The organism is Rhodococcus sp. (in: high G+C Gram-positive bacteria), assembly GCF_049591685.1.
Taxonomy (GTDB): Bacteria; Actinomycetota; Actinomycetes; order Mycobacteriales; family Mycobacteriaceae; genus Rhodococcoides.
In genome coordinates this window covers 1-12,601 of sequence record NZ_JBAWFH010000399.1, presented here as the reverse complement: position 1 = coordinate 12,601, position 12,601 = coordinate 1, and the positions used below count along the sequence as shown (strand labels likewise).

Genomic DNA, 12,601 nt, shown 5'->3' with positions numbered 1-12,601 from the left:
CCCGATGGTCCAGGAGCGGCGCGGCGACCGTCACGTCGAATGATCTGGGTGCCCTCGGGGGGCGGGGCCGCAGGTGGAGGTCGGTATCCGGGAGGAGGGGGCCGGTAACCCGGAGGCGGGGGCCGGTACCCGGGAGGAGGGGGCCGATACCCCGGAGGCGGTTGATTCCCTCGGCCTGCAGGTGGGGGATTGCCTCGGCCGGCGGGAGGGGGCGTGCGTTTACCGGGAGGTTGCCCTTGCCCGGGGTTGCCGCGTCCACGTTCGTCGCGCCCACGTTCGTTACTGCCCGACGATCCCTCGTTCACGGATCGAGCGTACCTACGGCAGCCAGGAAAGCTGGTCGCGTAGCGCGGTGTACCCGACGAAGGCGACGATGTCGATCACTGCGTGCGCGATGAGCAGCGGCCACAATCGGTTGGTCTTCTGCCAGAAGCGACCGAAGACGAGGCCCATCAGGAAGTTGCCCAGGCCACCGCCCAGCCCCTGGTACAGGTGGTACGAGCCGCGCAGTGCTGCCGACGCGAGCAGTGACCGGTTCTCGCTGAACCCCAGCCGTCGCAAGCGTGAGATCAGGTAGGCGACGACAATGATTTCCTCGGCGCCGGAGTTGGCCAACGAGTACGCGATCAACGCGGGGATTCGCCACCAATGGTCGTCGATCGCGCTCGGGACGACGGTGAGGTTGACGCCGAGGGCGTTGGCAACGAGGTAGAGCACCAGGCCGGGAAGGCCGATGAGTGCTGCCAGGCCGAGCCCCTGCAACAAGTCGGTCCTGATGCGCGGTCGTGCGAGCCCGATGAGGCGCGGCCCCAGGCCGGACCGCCACAGTAGGTAAAGGCCGAGTGCGCCCCACGCGCACAGTCGCAGGATCCGCAGCACTTGGTAAAGCAGGTCGATGATGCCGAGGCTCGAACTCGATGTGTTGAGCGCGACGGTCTGGTCGGCGAGGTTGCCGGCCAGCAACGCGTCCTCGACGAGCGAGAGGATGCTGCTGAGCCCGCTGAGCCCGAACGTGACGAGCAGGACGATCGCGATTTCTATCTTGATGCCGCGTCGTTCGCTCGGCGAGAGCGGTGGGCCCGCGTCTGGTTTCGGCGGGCTGAGCCAGCTCTTCACATCGATCACGCTGACAAGTATGTAAGCGCGTCAGCCCCGTGCGCGCAGCCCGTTCAGAAAGGGGCACCCGGCGAGGACCCGCAGTGCCCGGCTCAGAGCGGGGGTGTCGTCCACCGGTTCTGCGAAACCGAGGCGCACGTCGTTGTCTCCGTGGTCGCTCTCGATCCGCAGTCTGATGCCGTAGCGGTCGATTCCCAGGGGTCGGATTCGGCCCTGCCGTAGCGACGGCGGCAGCCGCCTGGCCAGCTGATTGACGAGATCGGTGTGGTCCTCGTCCAAGTGTTGCAGCCAGCTGGTCTCCATCTCCCAGAACGGGTCGGGTTCGGCAGCGAGCAGATCGTCCACCGCCACCGGTTCGGCCCCGGTGCTGTCGGCGACCACGGCGGAAGTCAGAACGAGACGAAGCAGCACCGTGCTGTGGCCGACGTCGAGGAGCGACGGGTGTGCGTGCTCGGCGGCGACGGCGCTCGCCATTGGCCGCATCAGCGATTCCGGTACCGGGCGAAGGTCACCGCGTAGCCACACCAGTGATCGAACGGGTTCACGCAGCGCCAGCGGGGCGTGGTCGGTCATTTCCAAGACGGCCGGGAGGCCTGCCCGAGTCGACGGCCATCCCGATGCACCCGACGCACCAGGTGTCGAGGTACCCAGCGCGGAATGCGCGGGGACGGCCACCACGACCTCGCCGTTGGGCCGTAGGTGGTGCAGCGTGGTGATCACCGGGTCGCTGCCCTCGATGGCCAGAGTGGCGCCCTCGGCGCGCATGCACGCGCTGCGCACTCGTTCGGCAGTGGACGGTCCGATCGTCGTGGTACCGAGCATGAGGTCCTCCGGAGCAGTAGCAGTAGGTGAGGCAAACCTAAGTTAAATCACCGGTGCCCCGATCGCAAGTGCTGCCGCCGACATGCACCGGTCTACCGTGTGATGGGTGTCCATTCCCCTCACCCTGGGCGTGCCCGACAGACCCGATCCACAGGCTCTCGTCGCGGGCCTCCTCCATCAGCGTTGCCGCACCGCCGACGACGTCGAAGCCCGATTCGTCGACGTCTCCAGCGGTCCGCCCGTCATCGCGGCGTCGAGGCTCATAGAGATTCGAGCGGGGATTTCGCTGGGCCGAATCGTCGTCGACCTCGACATCGACCCGGACGAGCTGCGGGCCGCCGACGGTGCCGACTACGAAGTGGTGCGCTTCCACCTGACCGTCGACGAGGACACCGTCGCCGAGGCAACCGAACTGCGACTCCCGTCGCCGCTCGTCATCTTCCCCGTTCTGACGAGCCCATCGGCACTCGAGACGGTAACCGTGATCGTCGACGCTCACCGCACCCCGGGTTTCGCCGCGTCGGCCTCGCCGCGGCAGATCGCGGACATCCTGGCGGTCGTCGCGCATTCCGACGTGGGCTTCTCCGCCCGAGCCGAGACCGGAGGGGACGTGCTCTCGCTGCTCGCCGCGACGGTCGCAGCGCTGCGCGGGGACGACATTCCCACCGCGCTGGCCGAGCCGAACGTGCGAGCGATGGCGGCACTTCGGCCCGAAGCCGCGCAAGCCATGCGGACCGTACTGTTCGGCATCGAGGTCGCCGACGCCGAGGCATGCCATCGTGAGTTGGTGGGCGCGGGCCTCGTGCGGCCGCTTTCGTCGAACGGCAGGTCGTAGACCACGTAACCTTTGGTTCGTGCCCAGAATCGCGTACTTCGGTCCATCGGGAACATTCACCGAGATGGCGCTCGGCCAGTTCGAGTCCCAGGGCGTGCTGGCCGAACTGGGGTTCGCGGGCCACGTGGAAAGAACTGCTCTCGGCAGCCCGCCGGCAGCGCTCGAGGCGGTACGCGCAGGTGACGTCGACGCCGCCGTCGTGCCCATCGAAAGCTCCGTCGAAGGCTCGGTGCCACCCACGCTGGACGCGCTTGGGGTCGGCAGCAGAGTGCAAATCCTCGCCGAGACCGAAGTCGATGTGGCGTTCTCCATCCTCGGTGCTCCCGGCGTCCCGCTCACCGACGTGCGTTCGATTTGCGCGTATCCCATTGCGGCCAATCAGGTTCGGCAGTGGCTCGACGAGTTCCTTCCGGACGTCGAGATGCAGTTCGCGTCGTCCAATGCAGCCGCAGCGGAGGACGTCGCAGCAGGCCTCGCCGATGCAGCCGTGTCGACGCCCCTCGCCGGAGAGCTGACGGGCCTGCCGACGCTCGCGGCAGGCGTCGCCGACAACCAGAACGCGCGTACCCGGTTCGTGCTGGTCTCGACGCCGCGCCCGGCGCCTCCGCGGACCGGGGCTGACCGGACTGCGCTGATTTTGATGCCGGACAACAGGCCGGGCACCCTGCAGGAGGCTCTCGCCGAGTTCGGGCTCCGAGGCATCGACCTCACGCGCATCGAATCGAGGCCGACCCGAATCGAGTTCGGCACCTATTGGTTTCACGTCGACTGCATCGGGCACCTCGACGACGCCGCCGTCGCCGAGGCGCTGGGTGCCCTGCATCGCAAGATGCAGGTTCGCTTTCTCGGTTCCTGGCCGGTCGCTGCGGGAACCGGGCGACGTCCTCCGTCGTTGGACGAGCAGACGGAATGGCTGGCTGGACTTCGCGACGGAAAGGGGGACCTGTGACGGGAAAGCTCGTTCTGGTTCGTCATGGACAGACGTTCTCCAACGTCGACAAGATTCTCGACACGGCGTTGCCCGGTGCAGCACTGACCGATCACGGCCACGAGCAGGCTCGTCGCTACGGCGCCTCCATCGCAGAGACGCCCCCGAGCATTCTGGTGTCCTCGTTCGCGCTTCGGGCCGTGCAAACGGCCGAACACATCGCCGCGGCAACGGGCGTGGAACCGCAGCAGCGCCCCGGCATTCACGAGGCGCAGGCCGGTGAGTGGGAGGGTCGAAGCGACAGCGATGCCCACAAGGGCTTCACGGAGACGTACGGTCGCTGGCATGCCGGCGACCTCGACACCCGCGTTCCCGGCGGAGACAGTGCCCGCGTCATCCTCGATCGCTATGTGCCGGTGTTGGATTCGCTTCGTGACGAGTATCTGACGGGTCCGGATGTAGCGGACGTCGTCGTGGTCAGTCACGGCGCTGCCATCCGTTTGGTGGCCGCGGTACTCGGCGGTGTGGACGGTGAGTTCGCGGCGGACAATCACCTCGACAACACCCAGTCCGTCGAGCTCGAGCCCACCGCCGGCAGCGGATGGACCTGCGTGCGGTGGGGAATGTTCTACCCGCCGTTCGAAGGTAAGGGCAGCCGCACGGCGGACAATCCGATCAGCTAGTTCTTTACGCGAGAGATCATCTCGGCGAGGGCAGCGAGGATTCTTGCATCGGTGCCCGGCGCCAGTGATGACCACGCACGGCCGTCGGCCGCCATGCTCGATGTGGCGACGATGCGCCCACGATGAGTATCGAAGAACGACACCGGGTGTGGATGAGGTGTTCGGGTTCCCGGTCCGACGGTGACCGCGGTGATCTCCGCGTGGGCCGCACAGGCGCCGAGGGCAGAGGCAACCTCGAGTGCCGTTGTGGCGTCGATGCCGAGGTGCGTCAGGCGGGCTGCGGTGCCCGGCGCGTCCGTGGGTGCCGCGTCGAGCGCCTCGGCCAGCAAATCGGTGGGGGCCGATACGCCGCGGAAGTCGAATGTGTGTCCGCGTCCCAATGCGGTCAGCAGTGCACCCGCCTCGTGGCCGGCGACCGCACGGAGGAAGAGCGTGTCGTCTCGCCGCTCGGCGATGACCGTGCCGATACTGTTGCCGGACAGGCATATTCGTGTGACGGCAGCATCTTCCGCGTACGGGCGCGATGCGAGCCGTGCGGAGAGGTACCAGTCGGGCCGTTCGAGCACCCGGACACGGGCCGCGACGTCGGGGTGAACTCGGCCGCCCGCCAACAACCCGTCCGCACTCATGCCTGCGCGTCCGCGTTCGACCGCGGCGGCTCGTTGTTCCGCCCGGTCGTACGGTGAGTACGCACCGAGCACCACCGGTAACTCGGTTATCGGCAGCGCTGCGACGAGGAAATCGAGACGATCGAGATCGAGGGTGATGTCGGGGAGTGCGTGGCCCAGCGGCGCGGTACCCAAGTCGATCAACGATCGTTCCAGGTCGGGTCCGCGCCGATGACCGACGGGGCGACGGTGCGGCCGTCGGAGAAGTGCTCGAATTGTTTGAGGTACCCGGGTGTTTCGTGGTCTTCCTCGTCCTTGTGGCCGGTGCCGGCGTTGGTTGCGTGACTGCCGCCAAGAGGCGCTCCGCCGTGGGATCCGCGCGCGGTAGCCGCGGCATCTGCCTGCGCACCGAACGGGCCATTGCCCGAGTGCCCGGTACCGAAGCCACCGACCACTCCGCCGGCGCCGGAACCACCGGCACCGAAACCGCCCGCGAGTCGGTCGCCGACCGTGCCCGATGGTGCACCCCACGACCCGGCAAGTTTCCCGAGACCGCCGGACCCGCCGTAGGCCCCTGCGGCCTGACCGCCCGCACCGAACGGCGAGCCGGTGGACACGGCACGCGTCGACATCGGACCGGTGGCTCCCATGTCGGCGCGCAACGGCGTCGCACCGGACGGCTGGCCGCTTCCGGCCGGACTCGTCAGAGCCGTCGCAGCAGCGCTGCCGATGTTGGTCGCCGCAGATGCCACCGTGGTGACGGAGGAACCGGCAACCGACCCGGCGGTGCTCGCCATCTGTCCCGCTGCGCCGGCGAGCCCGGGATTCTGCAGCGCAGCACCTACTGCGGCGACCGCTGCCTGTGCTGGTGAGGTGCGTGCTTCGAACCCGAAAATGCCTGTCTCACTGTATGAATCGGTGGCGGCAATACCGTCGGATGCAGCCGAGCCCGTGCCGCCGTCGTTCACGATGGACGGGGGCCGATCGAACGAGACGTGGAGGGCCAACGGAGTGGTTGCGGCCTCGTAGGCTTCCATCACCAACGTGGCTCGCACGTCCAGTGCCCGATCGACGACCTCGAGTGCTTCGGCGCTGCCGTTGAGTGCTCCGCCCGTCGAGTACGCGGTGTATTTGGCCGTCTTCACCGCTGCTATCTCGACGGGATTGGGCATTGTCAGTGCTGCAGCCGTGTACGCGGCCGACTCGCTCGCTGCGAGCCCCGAGATCTGAGCGGCCTTCGCCGCGGACTCATTGGTCCACGCGAGGAAGGCGCCGAGTCGAGCATGCGCTGCGTTGGCTGCTTCGCCTTCCCACCCCGCGGCGAGAACGGCCATCACGCGTCCGACGGTGATGGAGGCGTCGGCGTACGCCACCGAGACCGATTGCCATGCGGCTGCCGCGGTGACCAGCGGCGCTGCACCTGCACCTCCGAGAAGCGACGTGGCGTTGACGGTGGCGGTGCGCGGGAACCAGACCACGCCGGTTACTCCGAGTGTCATCGGTATTGCTCCATTGCTGTTCGCTTCGAAAGGGTGGTCACAGTCCGAGTGCGCGTCCGTGTTCGAGATCGACTTCGCGGTACGCGGCCGCTTGCGTGCGTAGAGCCGCTGCCGTGGCGATCAATTCGTCGATGGCCTCTCTGGCAGCCGGGGTGAACGACCCAGCCGAGTGTCTGAAGAATCGATTGGCCAGCATCGAAACCTCTTCGGCGCCGGACGGAACCGCCTCAATCGGCAGTACCGCGGCCGCCAGATTGCTCTGCAATCGAATCGCAGCTGCATCGAGGTCCGCAGCCGCGGCCTCGAGCGCCGCTGGATCGACCCGCACCGTGCGTGACATGTGCCCCCCGAAAGTCGTGTGTACCCGCCCGGGTGAACGCAGCGCCCGAACAGCTCTCTCGTAGGACTTGGACGGCGATGACACCGGATCGGTTCCGTTGAACCCGAACAAGCTCGGATGCTTTCTTTCCAGGCAGGCCCCGCCCAGGCAACCGTCAGCCGAAGCCCAGCTCGTGCAGGCGATCGTCGTCGATACCGAAGTGGTGGCCGACCTCGTGCGCGACGGTGATGGCGATTTCCCGCTTCGCGTCCTCGGCGTCGTCGACCATCTCGAGGATGGGCCGACGGTAGATGGTGATGACGTCGGGAAGGTGACCGCTGTACTCGTACCGTTCGGTGAGCGCGATGCCCTCGTAGAGGCCGAGGATGTCCTCGGTGGGGTGCTCGTCCTCGACGAGGATGACGACGTTGTCCATCCGGTCGGTGATGTCGGGCGGGAGCGTGTCGAGTGCGTCGCCGACGGCCTCTTCGAACTCCGTACGGCTCATTTCGGTGGGAATGGTCACCCGCCCGGGGTGATCGGGGCAGCGCCCGGCAGCGGCGTGGGTAGAGCCCGGCCGTCCGGAGCCGAAGGCGGCGGCACCGGCGCCTGACCGTTGACGAGGATCTCGCCCTTCGCGGACCCGGTGATCGTCGCGAAGCCGCCCTCGTCGAGTTCTTTGCCGATCGAGCAGGACACCTGACGGCTACCGGCGAGCCAGCTGGTCACGTCGATCGTGCCCCAGAAAAGAGTGAGCGTCTTGTCCCGCAGGGCCGTGTCCGAGCCGAGGTAGGCGTCGACCGCCGCGGTACACGTCGGTTCGAGGTAGGCATCCTGATCGGCTTCGCTGGGGATGCCGGCGGGGAACTGCTGCTGCAGGTCGATGATGGATGCCACTTCGAAGGCGTGCGGACTGCCGCAGTCGACGGGGTCGGCCGGAACGTTCTGGTTGATGCCGACGCACGTGCCGACGGCCCAGACGTTGGACTGGTCCTGGTCGAGCACCGACCCGGTCATCTCCTGCGGAACACCCGTGTTGGACGACTGCTGAATGCCACACCGCAGCGTGCGCTCACCAGTGGCCCACCCGGTCTGGCTGGGGAACATCAGGCCGACGCTGAACTTGCCGTTGGGATCGAACTTGGTACCGAGGTAATCGTCGACGACGTCGACGCAGTGCTCGTCGCGCAGCTCACCGAACCGGACCGCACCGGGGTAGGCGGAGCCGGGCGCGAACTCGATGCCCGGATATGCAGACATGTCGATATCTTTCGCGACCTCGAAGCGGTGCGGCTGCGCGCACGGCACCTCCGCCAGATCCTGACGATCGGTCTCGGGGTCGTCGGTGGCCGTCCACTGCAGGCAGGTGCCGGGGTCGGCCGAACCGAAGCTCTTCGCCGTGACGGGTCCGGTGGTCGCAGGGCCGGCAACCGAATGGGTGGTGATCTTCTCCGGCTGCGAGAACCCGCCGGAGACGAATACTGTGACCGCCGCCGCACCGACCGCTCCGATGGCGACCAGAGCCAACCCTCGACGCGCTCCTCGCGCGGTGATCGTGCGCTGAGCGCGTCGTTTCGGCTTGTCAGGATCGCTTGTCGACATCACCTCCATCATGCCCGAGTATCTTGGAGTCCCATGACGCACCCGGACGAGACACCAGAGGACATTTCCGAACTCGCCGGTCGGTTGTTCGCCATGGCCCGCACCGGCGAGACCGACTCCCTTGCCGCATACATAGACGCGGGTGTCCCGGTCGACCTGAACAACGAGTCCGGCGACACGCTCGTGATGCTTGCCTCCTATCACGGTCACGCGGCCACCGTCCGGGCCCTCGTCGAACGAGGCGTCGACGTCGACCGCCCCAACGACAAGGGGCAGACGCCGCTCGCCGGAGCGGTGTTCAAGGGTGAGGACGACGTGGTGAAGGCTCTGATCGACGGAGGCGCCGACCCGAACGGTGGGCATCCGTCGGCGATCGACGCGGCGCGCATGTTCGGACGCGAGGACTACCTGGGGATGCTCGGCAAGTAAGGTTTGCGTCCGTGATCGACCTGAAGTTTCTTCGTGAGAACCCCGACGTCGTCCGTGCTTCGCAGCGCACGCGAGGCGAGGACCCCGGTCTCGTCGACGTACTCCTCGAAGCCGACGCGTCTCGGCGGGCCGCCGTGCTCGCGGGTGACCAGCTTCGCGCAGAGCAGAAGGCACTCGGCAAGCGTGTGGGAAAGGCGTCCCCCGAGGAGCGCCCCGCGCTCCTGGCCGGGTCGTCCGAGCTCGCGGCCGCGGTGAAGGCCGCGGAGGCGCAGCAACACGAGGCCGACGCCGCTCTCGACGTCGCCCAGAGGGCCATCTCCAACATCGTCGAAGACGGCGCTCCGGCCGGCGGCGAAGAAGACTTCGTGCTGCTCGAGACTGTCGGCGACATTCCGACGTTCGACTTCGAGCCGAAGGATCACCTCGAGCTCGGAGAATCGCTCAACCTGATCGACATGGAGCGCGGCGCCAAGGTATCCGGGTCGCGGTTCTACTTCATGACCGGTTACGGCGCGCTGCTCCAGCAGGGCATGTTGCAGCTCGCGGCGCAGAAGGCCGTCAAGAACGGCTTCACCATGATGATCCCGCCGGTGCTGGTCCGGCCCGAGATCATGGCGGGAACCGGCTTCCTCGGCGCACACGCCGACGAGATCTACCGTCTCGAGGCCGACGACCTCTACCTCGTCGGAACCTCGGAGGTCGCGCTCGCCGGCTATCACTCGGGCGAGATCATCGACCTCGCCGGCGGTCCCAAGCGATACGCCGGGTGGTCGTCGTGCTTCCGCCGCGAAGCGGGCAGCTACGGCAAGGACACGCGCGGAATCATTCGCGTTCACCAGTTCGACAAGATCGAGATGTTCTCCTACGTCAAGCCCGAGGACGCGGCGGCCGAGCACCGCAAGCTGCTCGAGTTCGAACGGGAGATGCTGGCAGCCGTGGAACTTCCGTACCGCATCATCGATGTAGCGGGAGGCGATCTCGGATCGTCGGCAGCCCGCAAGTTCGATTGCGAGGCATGGGTTCCGACGCAGAACGCCTACCGCGAGCTCACCTCCACATCCAACTGCACAACGTTTCAGGCCCGTCGCCTGGGCGTGCGATACCGCGACGAGAACAACAAGCCGCAAATTGCCGCAACCCTCAACGGCACCCTCGCCACCACCCGCTGGATCGTCGCGATCCTGGAGAACCACCAGCAGGCCGACGGCACCGTCCGCGTCCCGGAAGCTCTGGTGCCCTTCGTCGGAACGGATGTTCTGCGCTAGCGCATACGGGTTGTTTGCTGCGCTGACGCGCAGGCTGGGTTTAGGCTCGCCAGATGGTGCGCCTGCGCTCGTGGTTGCTCGGCGGCACCACCGAGCATCCGTCGAGTCATCTCGGTCCGTACCGTAAGCCGACCGAGGACGAGCACACCTACCCGTGGTGGAAGGTCATGTGCCTGACGGGTGTGGACTACTTCTCGACGCTCGGGTACCAGCCAGGAATCGCCGCGTTGGCCGCAGGGACGCTGGCACCGCTGGCTACCGTCGTACTGGTTCTTCTGACCCTGTTCGGCGCGCTCCCGGTCTATCGCCGCGTCTGCCGCGAGAGCCCCACGGGCGAGGGCTCGATAGCGATGCTCGAGAAGCTGCTGCCGAGATGGCGCGGCAAGCTCCTCGTGCTGGCGCTCTTGGGCTTCGCCGCCACCGACTTTCTCATCACCATGACACTGTCGGCTGCCGATGCGTCCGCGCACATCATCGAAAACCCCTATGCGCCGGACGGTATGGGTAGCACCCAGGTAGTCGTTACGTTGGTGCTGCTGGCAATGCTCGCCGCGGTCTTTCTTCGCGGCTTCACCCAGGCAATCGGGATAGCGGTCGCGTTGGTCGTCAGCTTCCTCGCGGTCAACCTCGTCGTCGTGATCGCGGGGTCCTGGGAAATCGCGCAGAAGCCGTCGCTGCTGTTTGACTGGCAACACGCCATGACAGCTCAGCACGGAAACCCCCTCATGATGATCGCCTTCGCCCTCATCGTTTTTCCGAAACTGGCCCTCGGCCTGTCCGGCTTCGAGACGGGAGTTGCGGTAATGCCGCAGATCGACGGCGGGAACGACGACCAACTCGGCAATCGCATTTCAGACGCGCGACGACTCATCACCACAGCAGCACTCGTCATGTGCAGCTTTTTGCTGACATCGAGCATCATCACCACCGTCCTTATCCCGCAGGAGGAGTTTCAGCCCGGGGGACAGGCCAACGGCCGCGCGCTGTCCTATCTCGCGCACGAGCAGCTGGGTGAAGTTTTCGGCACCGTGTACGACGTCAGTACGATCACCATTCTGTGGTTCGCGGGGGCATCGGCGATGGCGGGCCTGCTCAATCTCGTTCCCCTGTACCTACCCAAATATGGGATGGCACCGGAATGGGCGCGCGCGGCACGCCCGATGGTGCTCGTCTTCGCGCTGATCGCCGCGTTCGTCACGCTGTACTTCGACGCGAGTGTCGATGCCCAGGGCGCCGCCTACGCGACCGGGGTGCTGGTACTCATCACTTCCGCGGCCGTGGCCGTGACCATCTCTTCGCGCCGCGATGGACGACGTCGACAAGCGTGGCTGTTCGGTCTCGTGGCAATCGTTTTCGTGTACACGACGGCTACCAACATCGTCGAGCGACCCGACGGCGTGAAGGTCGCGTCCTTCTTCGTGGTTGCCATTCTGGTGGTGTCGTTCTGGTCGCGGGTGGCACGGTCGTTCGAATTACGCGCCACCTCCGTGACATTCGACGAGGAGGCGTCGAAGTTTCTGTCCGAGGCGGCATCCGGACATGCGATTCAACTCGTCTCGCACGACTCGCGCCATCTCGAGCTCTCACGCTACGAAGCGAAAGAACGTCAGCAACGCGCACACAGTCACATCCCGGCGGAAGATCACGTTCTGTTCCTGGAGGTCAATATCGAGAACGCATCGGACTTCTCGACGGATCTCGTGGTGCACGGCAGGCAGAAGGGCGACTACCGGATCCTGTGGCTGGACGCCGCTGCGGTGCCGAATTCCATTGCCGCAGTGCTACTCGAAATCCGTGACGTCACCGGATTCGAGCCCAACGTCTACTTCGAATGGTCGGAGGGCAATCCCATCGTCAACCTGGCCCGGTTCCTGTTCATCGGCGTCGGAGAGGTCGCGGCAGTGACGCGGGAGGTGCTGCGCAGAGCAGAGCCGGACCGCGCGCAGCGCCCGAACGTCCATGTGGGCTGATCTATCTGTCGGTGACGCTCAGGCCACGTCGCCGATGCAGTATCCGCTCTGGCGGAGGGCGAGCGTGAACACCTGGTTCTGCTCGAAGCCCGACACGTTGGTGACGTCGGCGTACACGGTCGTGTAGTCACCGTCGACGAACGCCACGTACACGCTGTTCGGGTTGTAGGACACCGACCCGGTCAGGCGCCCAGGATTGTTGGCCAGCGGGGGAATCGTCGGCGCACCGGTGCCCTGGGGGTCCCAGGGGAGGCGGTTGTCGCACACCACGGGGTGATCGCCCTCGAGGTCCGCCGGCGATACCGGTGCGCCGGTGAAGCGGCCGAGATACCGCTCGACCGTGTACTCGGCGTCCACCTCGGACCACCCGGGCGAAGTGCCCGCGGGATGAACGCGCGGGCAGGCGTATCCGGACGCGATGTCGCTGCGGGCAACGGTCAGGGCGGTCGTGGGACCTGTCCAGGTGACGACGTCCTGCTCGGCGAGGCCCGGACTCGCTGCGGCACCGAGTATCGCGGGGACGTC

Annotated in this window: 13 protein-coding genes and 1 pseudogene; 6 read left to right on the top strand and 8 right to left on the bottom strand. The window is 66.6% G+C overall.

What is annotated here, in order from left to right:
- Positions 1-318: 318 nt before the first annotated feature.
- Entirely contained in the window at positions 319-1,125 is an 807-nt protein-coding gene (locus tag WBQ44_RS16870; RefSeq protein WP_495567819.1) for a CPBP family intramembrane glutamic endopeptidase, read from the bottom strand.
- Positions 1,126-1,146: 21 nt separating this feature from the next.
- Entirely contained in the window at positions 1,147-1,938 is a 792-nt protein-coding gene (locus tag WBQ44_RS16865) for a DUF2470 domain-containing protein (protein WP_495567818.1), read from the bottom strand.
- Between the two features lie 106 nt (positions 1,939-2,044).
- Between WBQ44_RS16865 and WBQ44_RS16860 the strand changes: the two genes are divergently transcribed.
- From WBQ44_RS16860 to WBQ44_RS16850, 3 genes are read left to right on the top strand one after another with little or no spacing between them, the layout of a single operon-like run.
- The gene (locus WBQ44_RS16860; RefSeq protein ID WP_495567817.1) at positions 2,045-2,773 is read left to right on the top strand and encodes a hypothetical protein; all 729 of its coding nucleotides are present in this window, start codon (positions 2,045-2,047) and stop codon (positions 2,771-2,773) included.
- A 19-nt stretch (positions 2,774-2,792) separates the two neighbouring features.
- Complete coding sequence (gene pheA / locus WBQ44_RS16855) at positions 2,793-3,722, top strand: prephenate dehydratase (RefSeq protein ID WP_495567816.1); 930 nt, start codon at positions 2,793-2,795, stop codon at positions 3,720-3,722.
- The gene (locus tag WBQ44_RS16850) at positions 3,719-4,384 is read left to right on the top strand and encodes a histidine phosphatase family protein (protein WP_495567815.1); all 666 of its coding nucleotides are present in this window, start codon (positions 3,719-3,721) and stop codon (positions 4,382-4,384) included. The genes pheA and WBQ44_RS16850 overlap by 4 nt, the downstream gene beginning before the upstream one ends.
- Here the strand turns inward: WBQ44_RS16850 and WBQ44_RS16845 are convergent.
- The 5 genes from WBQ44_RS16845 to WBQ44_RS16825 all read right to left on the bottom strand — a co-directional run bounded on the left by WBQ44_RS16845 (position 4,381) and on the right by WBQ44_RS16825 (position 8,421).
- Complete coding sequence (locus WBQ44_RS16845) at positions 4,381-5,196, bottom strand: ESX secretion-associated protein EspG (protein WP_495567814.1); 816 nt, start codon at positions 5,194-5,196, stop codon at positions 4,381-4,383. The two genes, WBQ44_RS16850 and WBQ44_RS16845, sit on opposite strands and share 4 nt — an antisense overlap.
- Positions 5,193-6,491 carry a PPE domain-containing protein gene (locus WBQ44_RS16840; protein WP_495567813.1) on the bottom strand — a complete coding sequence of 433 codons (1,299 nt, stop codon included), beginning with the start codon at positions 6,489-6,491 and terminating at the stop codon, positions 5,193-5,195. The genes WBQ44_RS16845 and WBQ44_RS16840 overlap by 4 nt, the downstream gene beginning before the upstream one ends.
- A gap of 37 nt (positions 6,492-6,528) precedes the next feature.
- Positions 6,529-6,831, bottom strand: coding sequence for a PE domain-containing protein (locus WBQ44_RS16835; RefSeq protein WP_495567812.1), 303 nt, complete (start codon positions 6,829-6,831; stop codon positions 6,529-6,531).
- Positions 6,832-6,985: 154 nt separating this feature from the next.
- Positions 6,986-7,330: a metallopeptidase family protein gene (locus WBQ44_RS16830; protein WP_495567821.1), complete on the bottom strand. Its 345-nt coding sequence runs from the start codon at positions 7,328-7,330 to the stop codon at positions 6,986-6,988.
- Positions 7,331-7,332: 2 nt separating this feature from the next.
- On the bottom strand, positions 7,333-8,421 hold the full coding sequence (locus WBQ44_RS16825) for a septum formation family protein (protein WP_495567820.1): 1,089 nt from the start codon (positions 8,419-8,421) through the stop codon (positions 7,333-7,335).
- 24 nt (positions 8,422-8,445) lie between these two features.
- On the opposite strand from WBQ44_RS16825, the gene WBQ44_RS16820 reads away from it, so the two are divergent.
- The 3 genes from WBQ44_RS16820 to WBQ44_RS16810 are packed head-to-tail and all read left to right on the top strand — an operon-like array spanning position 8,446 to position 12,076.
- On the top strand, positions 8,446-8,841 hold the full coding sequence (locus WBQ44_RS16820; protein WP_495567811.1) for an ankyrin repeat domain-containing protein: 396 nt from the start codon (positions 8,446-8,448) through the stop codon (positions 8,839-8,841).
- Between the two features lie 11 nt (positions 8,842-8,852).
- Positions 8,853-10,106 carry a serine--tRNA ligase gene (gene serS / locus WBQ44_RS16815; RefSeq protein WP_495567810.1) on the top strand — a complete coding sequence of 418 codons (1,254 nt, stop codon included), beginning with the start codon at positions 8,853-8,855 and terminating at the stop codon, positions 10,104-10,106.
- A gap of 53 nt (positions 10,107-10,159) precedes the next feature.
- Positions 10,160-12,076: an APC family permease gene (locus tag WBQ44_RS16810; RefSeq protein ID WP_495567809.1), complete on the top strand. Its 1,917-nt coding sequence runs from the start codon at positions 10,160-10,162 to the stop codon at positions 12,074-12,076.
- A gap of 18 nt (positions 12,077-12,094) precedes the next feature.
- Here WBQ44_RS16810 and WBQ44_RS16805 read toward each other — a convergent pair.
- Positions 12,095-12,601: pseudogene (locus tag WBQ44_RS16805) on the bottom strand (hypothetical protein); the annotation flags it as partial.

What these genes read in the sequence shown, in the direction of transcription:
- WBQ44_RS16840 (WP_495567813.1), bottom strand. Translation starts at nt 6,491, where the DNA reads ATGACACTCGGAGTAACCGGCGTGGTCTGGTTCCCGCGCACCGCCACC.
- WBQ44_RS16810 (WP_495567809.1), top strand. Translation starts at nt 10,160, where the DNA reads ATGGTGCGCCTGCGCTCGTGGTTGCTCGGCGGCACCACCGAGCATCCG.
- WBQ44_RS16825 (WP_495567820.1), bottom strand. Translation starts at nt 8,421, where the DNA reads ATGGAGGTGATGTCGACAAGCGATCCTGACAAGCCGAAACGACGCGCT.
- WBQ44_RS16835 (WP_495567812.1), bottom strand. Translation starts at nt 6,831, where the DNA reads ATGTCACGCACGGTGCGGGTCGATCCAGCGGCGCTCGAGGCCGCGGCT.
- WBQ44_RS16820 (WP_495567811.1), top strand. Translation starts at nt 8,446, where the DNA reads ATGACGCACCCGGACGAGACACCAGAGGACATTTCCGAACTCGCCGGT.
- WBQ44_RS16865 (WP_495567818.1), bottom strand. Translation starts at nt 1,938, where the DNA reads ATGCTCGGTACCACGACGATCGGACCGTCCACTGCCGAACGAGTGCGC.